We start from the raw sequence: 15,951 nt of genomic DNA on the forward strand, positions 1-15,951 counted from the left end.
TCCCCCAGAGGCGCCCGAACGCCCCGGCACTCCCCCGCACTTCTCCGTGCGCCCCCACGCGCCCTGCCCCTTGCCGGTCCCTCCGGGGATAGTGGCCGTTCGGGGAGGACCGGGGAGGTCGGTCGTGAGGAAGAGACGGGGGACGCCCGAGCCCGCGGTGTCCGGGTCGGAGCGGCTGCTGTTCGGGGGGCCGCTGCGGTACGACGTCGGCTGGAACGAGCACGCGGACGCCTTCCTGGAGCTGAGCCTCCGCGCGATGGTGGTCCGGCTGCCCGGCATGCTGGCGTCCAGTCTGCGGCTGGCCCTGCAGGCCGACGCCCGGGCCGCACGGATCGTCCTCGCCGCCGAAACGGTCCGCGGCGGCGCCCAGGCGGTCGGCCTGCTGGCCGTGAACAGCGCGCTCGGCAGGCTGCTGGCCGGCCCGGACATCGAGCAGCGCCTGCGCTCGGCCGCCCCGGCGCTGGCCGCCATGGCCGCCGTGTCACTCGTGTCCGTCCTGCTGCGGGCGGCCTCCACCCATGCCACCGGGCGGCTGGAGCCCAAGGTGGAACGGGTGGCGACCGAGCTGTACCTGGAACGGGCGGCGAACGTGGAGCTGGCCGCGATCGAGGACCACGCCTTCCACAAGCTGCTGGACACCGCCCAGTACGGCGCCGAGTCCGCGCGCCGCATGATCTCCTACGGCACCCGGGTGATCGGTGCGCTGATCTCGCTGATCGCGGCGGCGGGCGTACTGGCGGTGCTGCACCCGGTCCTGCTGCCGCTGCTGGTCACCATGACCCTGCCCAGTGCCTGGAGCGCCCTGACCAACGCCCGGCGCCGCTACGAGTCCTTCCACGTCTGGGTGCAGCACGCCCGCGCCGGCCGGCTGATCAGCCACCTGCTCACCGAGCCCGCCGCGGCCCCGGAGATCCGCGTGCACGGGGTCGGCCCCTTCCTGCTGCGGCACTTCCGCGCCATGTCGGAGACGTCGGAGGCGGAGCAGGCCCGGCTGTCCCGGCTCGCCGCCCGGACCGGCCTGATCGCGGCGGCCTGGACGGGCCTCGCCACCCTCGCGACCTACGCCACCCTCGGCGCGCTGCTGCTGGCCGGCGCCATGGCCCTGTCGGTCGCCGGCACGGCGGTGATCGCGATCCGCACGGGCGCGTCGAGCCTGGACACGCTGGTGCTGGAGATCAACCAGCTGCACGAGGAGGCCCTCTTCGTGGGGGACCTGCAACGCCTGTACGTGGAGGCGGCCGAACGGGCGATCCCGGAGGGCGGCGAGGCCCTGCCGGAGGACCCCAAGGAGATCCGGTTCGAACACGTCACCTTCAGCTACCCGGGTGACTCCGCCCGCCCCGCCCTGGACGACGTCACCCTCACCCTGCCGCTCGGCCGGATCATCGCGCTCGTCGGCGAGAACGGCTCCGGCAAGTCCACGCTGGTCAAACTGCTCGCGGGCCTCTACACCCCGGACCGGGGCCGGATCCTGTGGGACGGCGTCGACGCCGCGCGGGCCGACCGGCGACTGCTCGCCGAACGCATCGCGATGGTGGCCCAGGACTTCAAGCGCTGGCCGTTCACCGCCCGGGTGAACGTGGCCGTCGGCCGCTCCGCCGCACCCATGACCGAGGAACGTCTGACCGCGGCCGTGGCCGAGGCGGGCGCCGAGGAGGTGGTCGCGGAGCTGCCGCGCGGCCTGGACACCCTGCTGGCCCGCGACTTCAGCGGCGGGCACGAACTGTCCGGCGGCCAGTGGCAGCGGCTCGGCATCGCCCGGGCGGCCTACCGGCGCGGGCGGGTGCTGGTCGTGGACGAGCCGACGGCCGCGCTGGACGCGCGGGCCGAGCTGGAGGTGTTCGAGAAGATCCGGGCGCTGGCGGGCAGCGGACAGACGGTCGTGCTGATCACCCACCGGCTGGCCTCGGTCCGGCACGCCGACCTGGTGCACGTGCTGGAGCAGGGGCGGCTGGTGGAGTCCGGCACGCCGCAGGAACTGCTGGCCGGGGGCGGTGTCTACGCCGAGCTGTACGCGCTCCAGGCGGAGCAGTTCACGGCGAAGGTACCGGCACCGAAGCCCGCGTGAGCCGGCCGGGCGGCACCGGTGGCCTCACTCGGCGGCCTCGGCGCCCCGCACGATCACCAGGAACGTGTCCGTCGCGAGGTCCATGACGACCTCGGCCGGCAGGCCTTCCAGACGCCGCGCGTGCGCGAACTCCTCCGCGGGCCGGGAGCCCCGCGGACCACCGGCGGGAAAGCGTTCGAGCACCGTTCGCCCGTTCACCATCTCGCACCTCCAGAAAGCGTCGTAACTTATTGGAGTTAACGCCCTGGAGAAGGGAAACGCCTCGCTCAGTGACGGGACTGAGACATTACCTACACCCGTTCGGAGCGGATCGTGAGACTCCGTTCACTTTGTGACACGAACCGCACCCTCCGTGTCAGAAGTCGTACTCGTCATGAAGGCGGAGCCGGTCGCTGCCGGCCGGAGCGCGGCCCAGCACGGTGAGATCGAGCAGGCCGACGACGGTACCGACCGCGTCCAGCCCGTCGTCGTACACCGAATAGGTGTGGAAGACCCGGTCGCCCTCGCGCAGGAAGCAGCTGAGGCCCGGGCGCTCGGCCAGGCCCCCGTCCGAGGGCACGGTGGCCTCGAAGTCGAGGTTGAAGTCGCCGTCGTACGACGAGTACCAGGGCACCGCCCAGCCCATCCGCGCCTTGAACGGCAGGATCCGGGTGAACGGCGCCCGGGAGACGGCCGCGAAGGAGGTGCTCCGGGCCCGCAGATGGGCGAGGTGGCCGACCTGGTCCAGGAAGGCGGAGCAGCAGGGGCAGCCGGACTGCCACTCCGGCGCGAACATGAAGTGGTGGACGACGAGCTGGGCCCGGTCCTCGAAGAGGTCCAGGAGGGTGGCCTTGCCGTCGCCGCCCTCGAAGACGTACTCCGTGCCGACCTCGACCACGGGCAGCCGCCGCCGCTCCTGCGCGAGCGCCTCCCGCGCCCGTGCGACCGCCTCCTCCTTGCGCTGCAACTCCTCGCGCGCCGCGCGCCACTGCTCGCGCGAGACGATCTCGGGGAACGACATGGGCCCTCCTGTCCGACGGTCGGTCGAAGGTGGTGACCGTCGCCGGGAGCGGAACTCATCGCGCCGCGCGAAGATTTTTCCGGTCAGTACGTCACCGGCAGGGTCAACAGCCCCCGGGCGCGCATCGACGGCCGCCAGGTGGGCTCGCCCTGCGCCAGGGCGAGTTCGGGCAGGCGTTCCAGCAGGGCCGCCACGGCGATCTCCGTCTCCGCGCGGGCCAGGGGTGCGCCCAGGCAGTGGTGGATGCCGTGGCCGAGGGCGAGTTGACCGGCCGTGTCGCGGGATAGGTCGAGACGGTCGGGGCCGGGGAAACGGGCGGGGTCACGGTTGGCGGCCGCCAGGGACACCCAGACCGTCTCCCCGGCGGGGACGGTGACACCGGCGATCGTCACGTCCTCGACCGGGAACCGGCGGATGGCCAGCAGGGCGGGCCCCTCCAGACGCATCAACTCGTCCACGGCCGCGGGCACTCGGGACGGGTCCTCGCGCAGCCCGGCGAGCTGGTCGGGGTGCTGGAGGAGGGTGAGGACGGCGTTGCCGATGAGATGGACCGTGTTCTCGTAACCGGCGAAGAGGATGAGGAAGGCCAGCGACATCAGCTCGTCCTCGGTGAGCCGGTCGCCCTCGTCGCGTACGGCGATCAGGTCGGAGAGCAGGTCGTCGGCTGGCTCGGCACGCTTGGCGGCGAGCAGGCGGGTGAGGAAGCCGAGCATCGCCGCCATGGCCTGCCTGGAGGCGTCCGGGCGGGCCGGGTCGGGGGTCATCAGGGTGTCGGTCCACTGCCGGAAGTCCAGCCGGTCCCCCTCCGGGACGCCGAGCAGGTCGCAGATGACGGTGATCGGCAGCGGGGCGGCGTAGGAGGCGATCAGGTCGGTGCTGCCGTGCGGGCCGAGCCCGTCCAGGAGCCGGTCCGCGGTACGCCGGACGGGCTCGCGGAGCCGCTGGACGCGGCCCGGGGTGAACGCGCGGGCGACCAGGCGCCGGATGCGGGTGTGGTCCGGCGGGTCCATGTTGAGGAGGTTGGCGTCGAGGGCGGGTGGCAGGGAGAGCCCCTTGTAGGTGCCGGGTGACGCGTGCCGCTTGTCCAGGGAGAGCCGCGGGTCGGCGAGCGCGGTCCGGACGTCCTCGTACCGGGTGACCAGCCAGGCGGAGGTGCCGTCGGGTCCGGTGATGCGGTGGACGGGTGCGGTGTCGCGCAGGCGCCGGTAGACGTCGTAGGGGTGATCGATGAGGCCGTCCGCGGGGTCCATGCCGGTCAGCCTACGCGGGATCAGGTGTCGTACTGCTGGATGCGCCGCCCGTGCCCGCGGCCGGTCGGCGCGCGCAGCCGTCGCCCCAACTCCCTCACTGTGGACGGCACATCGGCGGTGGGGAGGCGGCGGGGAGGCCCGGCCGGTGGCCCGGCCCGCCCCGCCGCCGGGCCGTCAGTGCCCGGGTCCGCAGCTCACGTTGGCCAGCAGCAGGTTCGGGTCCCGCTGCGTGAAGTACGCGGCACTGTCGACGTAGACCGTGCCGTCGTGCACGGCGAGCGAGGTCGGGTTGGACAGCCCGTCCGCCTGGGTGAGGACGGCGGTGTGGGTGCCGTCGGGGCGCACCACGACGACCTCGTTGTCGCCGATCAGGGCGGCGAGGACGGTGTCGCCGTACGGTGTGGCGAACGTGAAGTCGTCGACGTGGTCGAGTCCCGTGGCCCGGGTCTCGACCGGCCCGGCCGAGCCGTTCGCCCGCAGGGGAACGCGCAGCAGCGTCCCCCGGTCGCTGTTGGACACCCACACGGCGCCGTCGTGGACCTTGACGCCGTTGGCGCCGAAGCCCGCGCCGGTGACGGGGACCGGGTCGAGGGCGGTGTCCTTGGCCCACACGACCGGCGCGCCTCCGGCCTGCGGAACCCGCCACACGACCCCCTGCACCGAGTCGGCGGCGTAGAGCACGCCGTGGCGTTCGTCCAGGGCGAGGCCGTTGGGCAGCGCGTTCGCGGGCAGTTGCGCGATCTGCTGCGGAGCCCCGCCGTCGGGGGCGATGCGCCAGACACCGGTCTTGTCGGTGCCGGTCGCGTAGTCGACGTAGAGCGTGCCGTCGTGGGCGCGGGCGATACCGAAGACCGTCGCCGCCTTCAGGTTGGGGGTGTTGGCGTTCGGCTCCTCGGGCAGGGTCGCGCGGATCGTGGTGCGCCCGTCCGGGGTGACGTGGGCGACCTGCCGGGCCGAGGCGAACGTCAGGTCGGCGGAGCCGTCGGGCTCGACCGTGATGTTCTCCGGCGACTGTCCTGCCGCGAGGTCGAAGTGGGCGACGATGTGCGGCTGGGACACGGTCGGTGTGTCGGCGGCCGCGGGCGACGCCGCGAGCACGCCGACGGCGACGACGGCCGTGGCGGCGCCGGTCACGAGTCTGAGACGAGCGAGTCGGGGCACGAACCTCTCCTTGAACCTCTGCTGGGACGGGGAACATGGACCTTTCTCTTGGACGCGGACAGGACACGGCGGGTTGACTCGGCGAATGTACAAGTGAATTGATGTGCCGTCAGAACGCTGGCGGGATCACCCGGCGAGGGGCAGCTCGGGCAGCCGCAGTGCCGTCCGCTCCCGGCGCCTGTCGAACTCGTCCAGCAGCTGCCTGAGTTGGTCCGCCTGCCGGGTCGCGAGGCGGCCGGAGTCGTCGAGGTGGACGGCGCAGGCGGTGGTCGTGTCCACGAGCCGTTCGAGGACGGCGACGATCTCGTCCGCGCCCCGCGAGTGCCGGGCGAGCGGGGGGAGTTCGGCGGCGGCGAGGGCGATGGCGGCACGGGCCTCGGCGAGGGAGCGGTAGGCCTCGCGGCGCAGCGCCCAGCGCTCGGCGCGGTCACCGGACTCGCCGAGCACGTGCACGAGGTAGGCGTGCGCGGCGCTCCCTGCCGTGGCGAGCCGCGCCCGTACCCCGCCGCCACGCTCCCCCGGCATCGGCACGTGCCCGACGACCAGCACGAGCGCGCAGGCCAGCAGGGTCTCGCCGATCCGGCTGACGGAGGCCTCGGGCTCACCGCCGGCCATGACGAGGGCCAGGACGAGGACCGTGACGACGGCGGTCAGCGCGGCGAAGTGCCGGGTGGCGACCGGCACGAGGGCCCCGCAGACCGCGACCAGCGCGATCAGCCCCGCCGGCCGGGGCAGCAGCGTGGCGAGCCCCGCGAACACCAGGGCGCCCAGCACGGTCCCGGCCGCCCGGCACAACACCCTGGAGGCGAGCGGCCCGAGGTCGGGCTTGACGAGGAAGACGGCCGTGGCGGGCAGCCAGTACCAGTGCTGGTGCTGGCCGTACCAGCGGGCGTGGTGCAGCGCCTGGGCGATGGCGGCGCTGGCCCCGAAGCAGAGGGCGACCCGCAGCCCGTACTCGCGTCCGCCGGTGCCGAAGGCGAGGCGCACCAGCGTCCCGGCCGTACGCCTGCGGGTGCGCAGGTCGGCCGGGTTGCCGCGGTCGAAGGCCTCGGCGGCGTGGAGCAGGGCGTCGTCGAGGGCGCGCAGGGCCGGGGCCGACCGGTGCGGGGCGGGCAGCGGGCCGGGGCCGGTGTTGCCGCGGACCGCGGCGGCGAGCCTGCGGGGCCCCTGCGCGGAGCGCGGCGGCACCGGCTCCCCCGCCCAGAACAGCGCGGTCGCGGCCTCGGCGAGGGGCAGCGCGGCCGTGTACTGGGCGTGCAGCCGGCGCTCGGCGGCGGAACTGGCGTACCGGCGCAACCGGGGCCCGGCGAGGGCGTCCTGGGCATGGTCGAGGGCGGCGGTGAGCGCGGCCCGGCGTGCGGTGGCGTGCGCGCCGCCCACCGCCTCCAGCAGTGCGGCGACGGCGTCGTACACCTCGGCGACCGCCGCCCGCTCCCCGTCGAACCGGAAGTCCCCCGCGAGCGAACCGGGCGTGGGCAGGGCCAGCCGCAGCAGAAGCAGCCAGCCGGTCCCGGCGAGGAAGGCCAGGGCGCGCTGCCAGCCGCTGTCGGCCGCCGGCATCCCGGCGCCGATCGCGGCACCGACGAGCAGCTGCGTCCCCGCGGCCGAGGCGACGGGACCGACCGCGCTGATGCCACCGGCGACCAGCCCGAGCAGGGTGAGCGCCAGGGTCAGCGGTACGGCGGCCAGGCCCTGCCCGGCGTACGTCCCCACGAGCAGCCCGAGGGCGCCGGCCAGCGCGGGCACCCCGAGCCGCTTGACGGAGGCCCGGCGGCTGCCGGGCCGGTCGTTGATGCCGGCGAGCATCGCACCGATGGCCGCGAGCACACCGACGGCCGTGCGTCCGGCGAGCACACCGGCGAGCAGCAGCGGTCCGGTGGCGAGCGCGCCCCGGACCACCGCGCTCCAGGGAACGGGACCGCGCTGGGCGCGCAGGGCGTGGGCGAGCCAGGGGGGTGCGGCGAGCCGGGACACGGGGCTCCTGTTCGTGACGAGGGCGGGGTGGGCCTTCGGACGACAGTGGCCGGTGGACCGTGCCCCCACGGTAGGGGGCGTTCGCCGTGTCAGGGCGGCGATCACGTTTCAGGCAGGTGAAACGTGCTTGGGACGGCCGGTTTCTTTATGAACGCAATGCAGTTCCCCGGCCGTGCCTTGCTTTACGAGGGTGGTGTGCGCGAGTGCCCGGGACGCGCCGGCCGTGCGCCGGCACGGCGGGCCGTTTCCTCGAACCGCTGCCGTGTGCCGAGAAATCCGGATGCGTCGGCGCCGCGGGGCGCGGATGATCGGGAGGTTGTCCCTGCCAGCTCCTGGGAGCCGCCATGATCCGCCGAGTCGACGCACCCGGCCTCTTCCCACCGCCCACGTACGCGCACGCCTCGGTGGTGGAAGCGGGAGCCAGACTCGCCTTTCTCGCCGGGTCCGTGCCGCTCGACGAGAAGGGGGAGATCGTCGGACCCGGCGATCCCGTGCGGCAGGCCGAGCAGGTGATCGCCAATCTGCGGGAACAACTGCACGCCGTCGGGAGCGACTTGGGGCACGTGGTCGCCACGGAGGTGTACGTGGTGACCGGTGAGCCCTCGGAGCTGTCCGCGGTGTGGGAGGTCGTGGAGGCCTCCGGGCTGAGCGCGGGGCCGCACTCCTCCACGCTGCTCGGTGTCGCCTGCCTCGGTTACACCGGGCAACTGGTGGAGATCACGGCCACGGCCGTGGTGCCGGAAGCGGGAGGGCAGGGATGACGGGCGAGATCCTGCTGCGCCGGGCCGTGGCGGCGGACGCCCGTGCGGCTGCCGATGTGTATCTGCGGTCCTTCGACACCGCCCTGCCCACCGTCGTCCGGCCGCGCACCGACGACGAGGTGCGCGCGTACATCCGGGAGGTCGTCGTACCGTCACGGGAGACCTGGGTGGCGGAGGCCGCGGGTGGCGGGATCGTCGGGCTCATGGTGCTGGACGGCGGGTTGCTGTCCCAGCTGTACCTGGATCCCGAGTGGCGCGGGCGTGGCATCGGCGACCGGTTCGTCGCGCTGGCCAAGGAGCGCAGCCCGGGTGGGCTGGCCCTGTGGACCTTCCAGGTCAACGAGCCCGCCCACCGCTTCTACGAGCGGCACGGGTTCACGGCCGTCGAGTTCACCGACGGCAGTGGCAACGAGGAGCGGGAGCCGGATGTGCGCTACGTCTGGCAGCCCGGCCCCGATCCGGCCCGGTCCTGATAGGCCCTGCCCTCCTCGGCTCCGGCTCACTCCGCCGGCCACCGGCCCCACCTCCGCTCCTTCGGCAGCGGCTTCTCGTAGCCGCCCGCCCGGCTGGTGCTCAGGCCCAGGGTGACCAGGGACTCGGCGAGCTTGACCGCCGCCGCCACGCCGTCCACCACCGGCAGCCCGAGTTTCTCGCCCACCGCCTGCTGCAGGCCCGTCATCCCGGCGCAGCCCAGGACCAGGACCTCGGCGCCGGCGTCCCGGGCCCGCTCGGCCGCCGTCAGGAAGGCGGCCTCGGTGCGGCCGGGGTCGCCGGCGAGGTCGAGGACGCCGAGGCCGGTGCCGACGACGGCGGCGCAGTTGCGGGCCACGCCGGCCGTCTCCAGGCTGTCCTCGATCTGGCCGCGGGAGCGGTCGAGCGTAGTGACGACGCCGTAGCGGCGGCCGAGGAGGCAGGCGAGGTGGGCGGCGGCCTCGGTGATGTCCACGACCGGGACGTCCACCAACTCCCGTACACCCTCCCGGCCGTGCTCGCCGAAGCCGGCCAGGACGACGGCGTCGTACGCGGGGCCCTCGTACGTGCGCAGTGTGTCGAGGACGGCGGCGGCGGAGAGGTAGCTGTCCAGCCAGCCCTCGGCGGACGCCGGGCCCCAGGCGGGGGTCAGGCCGGTCACGGTGGTGGCCGGGCCCGCGGCGGTGCGGGCGCCGCGGACGATCTCCTCGGTCATCTCCCGCGTGGTGTTGCAGTTGGTGACGATGATCCGCAACGCCGTCAGACCTCCCCGGCCGCGCGCTCCCGGCGGCCCAGCAGCGCGTACAGGGAGGCGGCGAGTGCCGTGCCGATGAACCAGGAGTACGGCGCCACGTCGCTGAAGCTCTTCACCAGCGCCAGCACGGCGGCGACCGCGGCGGACGGGAGGAACGCCCACAGCGCCTTCGGGTTGACGCCCCCGCGGTAGTGGTAGAGGGAGCCCGGTCGGGCGTCGAACAGCGCGTCGACGTCGACCGTGCCGCGCTTGACCCAGTAGTAGTCGACCATGATCACGCCGAACAGCGGGCCCAGGAAGGCGCCGAGGCCGCCCAGGAAGTAGTTGACGACGGTCGGGTTGGAGAAGAGGTTCCACGGGGTGACGACCAGCGCGGCCACCGTGCTGATCATGCCGCCGACCTTGAAGGTGATCTTCTGCGGCCAGACGTTGGCGAGGTCGTACGCCGGTGAGACGAAGTTGGCGACGATGTTGACGCCCATGGTGGCGACCGCGAAGGTCAGCGCGGCGACGACGAGCACCCAGGTGTTGCCGACCTTGGCGACCAGTTCCGCCGGGTCGGTGATGGCCTGCCCGAACGCCTTCAGCGAGCCGGCCGTGACGATCACCGAGACGACGACGAAGGCCGTGGAGTTGATGGGCAGGCCCCAGAAGTTGCCGCGCCGCACGGTCCGGTAGTCGGGCGCGAAGCGGGAGAAGTCGCAGAAGTTGAGCATCAGCGTGCCGTAGGTGGCGAGGATCAGGCCGATCGCCCCGAACCACTGCCGCCACTGCTCGCCCGTGGACACCGGGTGCGGGGTGGAGGTGAGCGCGATGCTCCAGTGGGCCTTGGCCAGGACCCAGACAGCCAGTGCGATCATCACCAGCCAGATGGCCGGGCCGCAGAAGTCCTGGAACTTTCGCACCGCTTCCATGCCCTGGCTGATGATCAGTGCCTGGATCAGCCAGAGCGAGACGAAGGAGATCCAGCCGAGCGCGTCCAGGCCGAGGAAGGAGTGGTGCGTGAGGGAGCCGAGACCCGGCCAGGCCGCGAGCAGCATCACATTGACGGCGACGGAGGCCAGATAGGTCTGGATGCCGTACCACATGATGGCGATCACGGCGCGGATCAGCGCGGGGATGTTGGCGCCCCAGACGCCGAACGCGATGCGGCTGACCACCGGGAAGGGCACACCGTGGCGCTGGCCGATCCTGCCCATCCGGTTCATGCCGACGTAGATGAGCACGAAGCCCACGAGCAGGGAGGTGAAGACCTGCCAGACGTTCATGCCGAGGACCAGCAGGCCGGCGGCGAAGGTGTAGTTGCCGAGGTTGTGGACGTCGGACATCCACATGGCGAAGAGGTCGAAGACCTTCCAGTTGCGCTTCTCGGCGGGGGCGAGGTCCTCGTTGACGAGGCGGGGGTCGGGGACGAACGCGGGTGCGCCGGTGGTCTCGGCGCGGTCGGCGAGGGACACGGGGCCTCCTGAACGGGGGGGACGAAGGGGCCATACCGCAGGAACTCGGGCACACCGGCTGGCTGGAAGTCAGCGGTGCGTGGGCGCGTTTGGTATACCAAACTGCGGACATGGTGCCGCCGTCAAGCGTTCGGACCGATGTCCTTGCCGTTACGGCCCCGTAAAAGTCGCCTCGCGTCCGCGAAGATGGGCCCATGACGAAGATCGAACCCCTGGGAGCCGTGCGCGAGCGGGTGCTGGCGAGCCTGCGGGAGGACATCATCGCCGGGCGCCTGGGGCCCGGTGACCGGCTCGTCGAACGCGAACTGGCCGAGCGGTTCGGTGTGTCGCGGGTGCCGGTACGGGAGGCGATCCGCGCCCTGGTCGCCGAGGGCTTCGTCCTCTTCGAGTCGGCCCGTCGCACGGTCGTACGCCGACTGAACCCGACCGACGTCAGAGAACTCTTCGAGCTGCGCGAGGCGTTGGAGGTGTACGCGGCGGGGCTCGCGGCGTCCCGGGTGACCCCCGAGGCCCTGGCGGAGCTGCGGGACCTGCTCGAGCAGGCGGCGCGGGCGACGAAGGAGGGCGATGCCGAGGCGATCACGGACATCAACACGCGCTTTCACGACCGCATCCGCGCCCTGGCCGGCAACAGCCTGCTGATCTCGGTCATGGAGCCGGTCGACGGCCGCCTGCGCTGGCTCACCCGGCGGAACGAGGAATGGCCCCAACTCCTCACCGAACACCGCGAGTTGTACGAGGCGATCGCCTCCGGCGACCCGGACCGCGCCCGTGCCCACGCGCTCGGCCACGTCCGCGCCAACTACCGCTCGACGGTTCGCCACCTGTTCGGCACCGATCCCGCCGACGCCGACTGAGCCGACGGTGACCGAGCCGACGGGGACCGAGCAGCGGACCGCCGAGCAGAGGGCGGGCGAGCAGAGGGGGCTGAGGGCGAGGGACGGCCGAGGACGAGGGCCCGGTTCGGCGGGCCGGGCAGGGGCTACCGCAGTCCGGCCGCCTCCGCCGCCCTGGACAGCACCTCCCGGAGCATCTCGGCGGTGAGCCGGCCGGTGAAGGTGTTGCGCTGGCTGACATGGAAACAGCCGAAGAGGTCCAGGTCACCGAGGGCGACCCGGGTGCCGTGGGCGAAGGGCGGGCGGGGCCGGGGCACGGTCCAGCCCGCCTCGGCGAACGCGGGCAGCGCGGCCTGCCAGCCGAACGCACCGAGCACGACTGCGGCCTTCAGCGTCGGGCGCAGCAGCCTGAGCTCCTGGACCAGCCAGGGCCGGCAGGTGTCGCGCTCACCGGGGGTCGGCTTGTTGGCGGGCGGTGCACAGTGCACCGGCGCGGTGACCCGGACCCCGTACAGTTCCAGCCCGTCGTCGGCACTGACGGAGGTGGGCTGCGAGGCGAGCCCCACGTCGTACAGCGCCTGGTAGAGCACGTCTCCCGAACGGTCGCCGGTGAACATCCGGCCGGTGCGGTTGCCGCCGTGCGCGGCGGGCGCCAGCCCGATGATCACCAGCCGGGCATCCGCGGGACCGAAGCCCGGCACCGGACGCCCCCAGTACGTCCAGTCGGCGAACGCGGCCCGTTTCGTGCGCGCCACCTCCTCGCGCCACTCGACCAGCCGGGGACAGGCCCGGCAGTCCGCGACACGCCGGTCGAGCCGCGCGAGGGCGCTGCTGTCGTCCATAGGCCCACCGTATGCCTCGGCCGACCCAGGTGGACGCGGCACCCGACACCCGGTGCCCGTCCGCCTGGGAAAACGCCTCCGGCTCGCCCGGCCGAGGGAGTTAGGGTCGGGGCATGGCTTCCGAGCACGCGGACGAGAACGTGAACCCTGGCACCGGCGGACCGGTCGGGACCGGCCCCGGCCAGGACACCCGGGGAACCCAGGGCTCCGATACGTCCGCCGACCAGCCCGTCGATCCGAAGGTCGCCGCCGCCGTGGCCGCCGCCGAGGCCGCGGGCCCGGCCAACGGAGAGACGGTCCGGATCGACAGCTGGATCTGGGCCGTCCGCCTGGTCAAGACGCGTTCCCTGGGCGCCACCGCCTGCCGCGGCGGCCACGTCCGTGTGAACGGCGAGCGGGTGAAGCCCGCCTACTCCGTGCGCGTCGGCGACGAGGTGCGCCTGCGTCACGAGGGCCGGGAACGGATCGTGATCGTCAAGCGGCTGATCCGCAAGCGGGTCGGTGCCGCCGTCGCCACCCAGTGCTACGTCGACAATTCGCCTCCGCCTCCGCCCCGCGAGGCCGTCGCTCCCGTCGGCCTCCGGGACCGGGGCACCGGACGCCCCACCAAGCGGGACCGCCGCGAGCTGGAACGCCTCCGCGGCCTCGGGGGCCCGGGCGCCCTGGGTGGCTTCGGTGCCCTCGGCGGCGCCGGAGGCCCCGTCGGCTTCCCCGGACCCGGCGGGTCCGGGGAAGCCGACGGGCCGGGTGGACCCGGGTCGGGCGGGCACGACGGATCGAGCGAGGGCGCCGGGTCGAGCGAGCGCCCCGGGCCCGGTGGCCGCACTGGATCCCGTGGCCGCGCTGGATCGGGTACGCGCGGCGGGACCGATGGCCGCGCTGGATCCGGTGCGCGCGGCGGGACCAGTGGGCGCGGCAGATCGCCGGGGGCCGACGGGGCGGGTGGGCGTCGCCGCGGACGGTGATCCGAGGCGCCCACCCCACAGGCACACACCGGCACCGCCGGCCGGGCCCCCGCGCCCGGCCGGCGGCGTCGGTGCGGCGCAGCGGGGTCACCGCCGCCGCACCAGCCGCAGCAGCTCACCGTTGTGTCCGCGTCGGGCCCAGGCGATCAGGGCGAGCGGCACCATCAGGATCAGCGGCGTCGCCGCGTTCTGGCCGTCGAAGGCCGTGAGCTGGACGATGAACGCGCCCACCATGAGCGCGCTGAGCGCCATCGCCGCCACGGACTGCAGCACAGGGACCAACAGTGCCACGGCTCCGGCGAGTTCGAGCGCGCCGATGGTGTACATGGCCCCGCTGCCCCAGCCGATCTTGTCGAAGGACTCGACGGCGGAGGGGTGCGCGATGAGCTTGGGCAACGCGCTCGCGATGCCGTAGAACAGCGCGAGGAGCACCTGCACGGTCCGCAGTGCGACCCGGGCCGCGCGCTTGCGGCCGCCGAGGGCGCCGGCGGAGGCGACGGAAGCGGTGGTGGTGACGGGAGCGGTGGTCTCGGACATGAGGGTCTCCTGGTGGAAGCGGTGCCGGTTGCTTTCACCGAGGTAGACCCGGAAGGGGCCGTGAACTCATCGCTCCGCGACCGCCCGATGCGACCGCGAGTCCGCTATGCCTTCGCCACTGCCCGCACCCATGTCCCGTCCTGTGTCAGATACGCGTCCACCTCCAGTCCGGCTTCCGCCAGTGCCGACTCGAACTGCTCCTTCGTCAGGGGCCGGGCCAGGAATGTCTGGGTCCAGACCGCGTCCGGGAACACGTACTCCGCGCGGACCGAGTTCACCCCGTCCCCGACGGGTTCCACCGAGGCGATCCGTACGGTGAAGCCGCTCGGGTCGATCCGCTCCCTCGGCACGTTCGTGTGGTAGTCCTCGCCCTCCCGCTGGACGAGTACGCAGCCGCCCTCCGCCACATGCCGGGCACAGGTGCGCAGCATGCCCCGGCGGACCTCGGGGTCGCTGCTGTGCACGAGGAACGACGCGAGCATCACCACGTCGAACCTCTCGGCGCCCAGGTCCAGGCCCTCGATGGTGCTGCATATCGTGCGCGCCCCGTGGACCCGGCTCAGCATGTCGGCGGACTCGTCCACCGCCGTGACCGTGAAGCCGCGCTCGAGCAGGGGGTGGGTCATCCGGCCCACACCGCTGCCCAGCTCCAGGATGTGTGCCCCGGCCGGTACCGCCGCGGCGATGATGTCCGGCTCGTCGCCCACCGGCAGGCGCTCGTACAGCTCGACCGCGCAGCCGTCCGGGGTGATCGCACCCGGTCCCGTGCCCTCGTGACCCTCACGCATGTCGACCGTCATGCCCGAACAACGGCCCGTGTCCGTACGCCCGTTCCCGTTCGGCCTCGGTTCACTCGTTCGAGCTACTTCGCTGCCCCGGCGTCAACGGACGCTGGTCGTGAGGAGTCGGCCCGGTCGGGAAGGGGAACCATCCGTGGCCGATGTACCAGTGGCCGCCCGCCCGGAGATGGTCGCCGACGGCCCGCTCCACGGAGGTGCGGCGGGGCAGCTCCGCGACCGGCAGGTCGGGGTCGCCGAAGACGAACTGGACGGGTTCGGTGTCGGAGGGCTCGGTGTCCTCGCGGGCGGTGCGGAAGCGTTCCTGGAAGCGGACGATGTTGGAGTCGGCCGGCAGGTACCGCTTCAACTGCGGGTCGAGCAGCCAGGAGTGGCACAGCGCGGCCACCGGTCGTTCCTCGGGGAAGTGCCGGGCGAAGAACTCACGGGCCAGGTCCAGGGAACGGTCACAGGCGGCCGGGGTCAGCGGGCCGTGGAAGTCGGGTATGTGCAGGTTCAGGCAGGGCGTGCCGGGGACGGCGTCCAGTCCGGCCGCCGCGAGCACGGGCGGCGTGCGCTGTCCGAGCCGTGCCCGCTCGAACTGGAGCCGGCCCAGCTGGTACAGCTCACCGCGGAAGTGGCGGACGAGCCAGCGCCGCGCGTTCACTCCGGTCGTGCCGTGCCGTCTGCGGTGCACCGCCATGTGCCGGCCCAGGTCGGCCAGGGTGCGCCTGGAGATCTCGGGCGGGATGCCGCGTTCCCGGTGCCGGGCGAGGGTCCGCGGCAGCGCGGCGAGGAAGACGTACACGGCGAAGATGCCGTTCAGCTCGGCCGGCACCGCCTGGAAGAGTTCGGCGAGGTCGGCTGGGTGGCCGGTCGCCTCCGGGTGACGGAACAGCTCCTCGACGCACTCCTCCAGGAGTCTGAGCGCTCCCGGGTCGTCGGTGAGGCGACGCCGTCCGGCCACCACTTCGTTGACGTCCTCGTGCGGCACGGCCAGGTCGAGGAGCAGTTCGGGCAGGTCGTCGGCGTTCGGCAGCAAGACTTCCCCCTTCGACGAACAACGGTGGAGTGCCGTTGATGAAAGTCGTCCCCGAAG

General features: G+C 73.2%; 16 protein-coding genes. 5 read left to right on the top strand and 11 right to left on the bottom strand.

What is annotated here, in order from left to right; all coding sequences use genetic code 11:
- Window positions 1-124: 124 nt before the first annotated feature.
- A complete protein-coding gene (locus AB0D93_RS04075; protein ID WP_362112546.1) occupies window positions 125-2,068 on the top strand; it encodes an ABC transporter ATP-binding protein in 1,944 nt (647 codons plus the stop codon).
- 24 nt (window positions 2,069-2,092) lie between these two features.
- On the opposite strand, the gene AB0D93_RS04080 is transcribed toward AB0D93_RS04075, so the two are convergent.
- The 5 genes from AB0D93_RS04080 to AB0D93_RS04100 all read right to left on the bottom strand — a co-directional run bounded on the left by AB0D93_RS04080 (window position 2,093) and on the right by AB0D93_RS04100 (window position 7,453).
- The gene (locus AB0D93_RS04080) at window positions 2,093-2,269 is read right to left on the bottom strand and encodes a hypothetical protein (protein ID WP_362112549.1); all 177 of its coding nucleotides are present in this window, start codon (window positions 2,267-2,269) and stop codon (window positions 2,093-2,095) included.
- 154 nt (window positions 2,270-2,423) lie between these two features.
- Window positions 2,424-3,068, bottom strand: a complete 645-nt coding sequence (locus tag AB0D93_RS04085) for a DUF899 domain-containing protein (protein WP_362112552.1) — start codon at window positions 3,066-3,068, stop codon at window positions 2,424-2,426.
- Between the two features lie 83 nt (window positions 3,069-3,151).
- The gene (locus AB0D93_RS04090; RefSeq protein WP_362112555.1) at window positions 3,152-4,318 is read right to left on the bottom strand and encodes a cytochrome P450; all 1,167 of its coding nucleotides are present in this window, start codon (window positions 4,316-4,318) and stop codon (window positions 3,152-3,154) included.
- Between the two features lie 174 nt (window positions 4,319-4,492).
- Window positions 4,493-5,479 (bottom strand): hypothetical protein, encoded by a 987-nt coding sequence (locus AB0D93_RS04095; protein ID WP_362112558.1) that lies wholly within the window; start codon window positions 5,477-5,479, stop codon window positions 4,493-4,495.
- 126 nt (window positions 5,480-5,605) lie between these two features.
- Window positions 5,606-7,453, bottom strand: coding sequence for an FUSC family protein (locus AB0D93_RS04100; RefSeq protein WP_362112561.1), 1,848 nt, complete (start codon window positions 7,451-7,453; stop codon window positions 5,606-5,608).
- A gap of 344 nt (window positions 7,454-7,797) precedes the next feature.
- Here AB0D93_RS04100 and AB0D93_RS04105 point away from each other — a divergent pair, with 344 nt between their 5' ends.
- Together AB0D93_RS04105 and AB0D93_RS04110 are read left to right on the top strand one after the other, a co-directional pair.
- The gene (locus AB0D93_RS04105) at window positions 7,798-8,214 is read left to right on the top strand and encodes a RidA family protein (RefSeq protein ID WP_362112564.1); all 417 of its coding nucleotides are present in this window, start codon (window positions 7,798-7,800) and stop codon (window positions 8,212-8,214) included.
- Window positions 8,211-8,687 (top strand): GNAT family N-acetyltransferase, encoded by a 477-nt coding sequence (locus tag AB0D93_RS04110; RefSeq protein ID WP_362112567.1) that lies wholly within the window; start codon window positions 8,211-8,213, stop codon window positions 8,685-8,687. The genes AB0D93_RS04105 and AB0D93_RS04110 overlap by 4 nt, the downstream gene beginning before the upstream one ends.
- 26 nt (window positions 8,688-8,713) lie before the next feature.
- Here AB0D93_RS04110 and AB0D93_RS04115 read toward each other — a convergent pair whose 3' ends face one another.
- Window positions 8,714-9,439, bottom strand: coding sequence for an aspartate/glutamate racemase family protein (locus AB0D93_RS04115; protein ID WP_362112570.1), 726 nt, complete (start codon window positions 9,437-9,439; stop codon window positions 8,714-8,716).
- A gap of 5 nt (window positions 9,440-9,444) precedes the next feature.
- Window positions 9,445-10,896 carry an NCS1 family nucleobase:cation symporter-1 gene (locus tag AB0D93_RS04120; protein WP_362112573.1) on the bottom strand — a complete coding sequence of 484 codons (1,452 nt, stop codon included), beginning with the start codon at window positions 10,894-10,896 and terminating at the stop codon, window positions 9,445-9,447.
- A gap of 194 nt (window positions 10,897-11,090) precedes the next feature.
- Between AB0D93_RS04120 and AB0D93_RS04125 the strand changes: the two genes are divergently transcribed.
- Window positions 11,091-11,753 (top strand): GntR family transcriptional regulator, encoded by a 663-nt coding sequence (locus AB0D93_RS04125; RefSeq protein ID WP_362112576.1) that lies wholly within the window; start codon window positions 11,091-11,093, stop codon window positions 11,751-11,753.
- 125 nt (window positions 11,754-11,878) lie between these two features.
- Here AB0D93_RS04125 and AB0D93_RS04130 read toward each other — a convergent pair whose 3' ends face one another.
- Window positions 11,879-12,574, bottom strand: a complete 696-nt coding sequence (locus AB0D93_RS04130) for a uracil-DNA glycosylase (RefSeq protein ID WP_362112579.1) — start codon at window positions 12,572-12,574, stop codon at window positions 11,879-11,881.
- Window positions 12,575-12,687: 113 nt separating this feature from the next.
- On the opposite strand from AB0D93_RS04130, the gene AB0D93_RS04135 reads away from it, so the two are divergent.
- Window positions 12,688-13,539, top strand: coding sequence for an RNA-binding S4 domain-containing protein (locus AB0D93_RS04135; protein WP_362112582.1), 852 nt, complete (start codon window positions 12,688-12,690; stop codon window positions 13,537-13,539).
- A gap of 87 nt (window positions 13,540-13,626) precedes the next feature.
- Here AB0D93_RS04135 and AB0D93_RS04140 read toward each other — a convergent pair whose 3' ends face one another.
- The 3 genes from AB0D93_RS04140 to AB0D93_RS04150 form a co-directional block, all read right to left on the bottom strand.
- Window positions 13,627-14,076: a DoxX family protein gene (locus tag AB0D93_RS04140; RefSeq protein ID WP_362112585.1), complete on the bottom strand. Its 450-nt coding sequence runs from the start codon at window positions 14,074-14,076 to the stop codon at window positions 13,627-13,629.
- A gap of 104 nt (window positions 14,077-14,180) precedes the next feature.
- Complete coding sequence (locus AB0D93_RS04145) at window positions 14,181-14,864, bottom strand: class I SAM-dependent methyltransferase (RefSeq protein ID WP_362112588.1); 684 nt, start codon at window positions 14,862-14,864, stop codon at window positions 14,181-14,183.
- A gap of 61 nt (window positions 14,865-14,925) precedes the next feature.
- A complete protein-coding gene (locus AB0D93_RS04150; protein WP_362112591.1) occupies window positions 14,926-15,894 on the bottom strand; it encodes an acyltransferase domain-containing protein in 969 nt (322 codons plus the stop codon).
- Window positions 15,895-15,951: the final 57 nt, after the last annotated feature.

Origin of the sequence: Streptomyces sp. NPDC048191, from assembly GCF_040652655.1 — a bacterium.
Classification (GTDB): Bacteria; Actinomycetota; Actinomycetes; order Streptomycetales; family Streptomycetaceae; genus Streptomyces.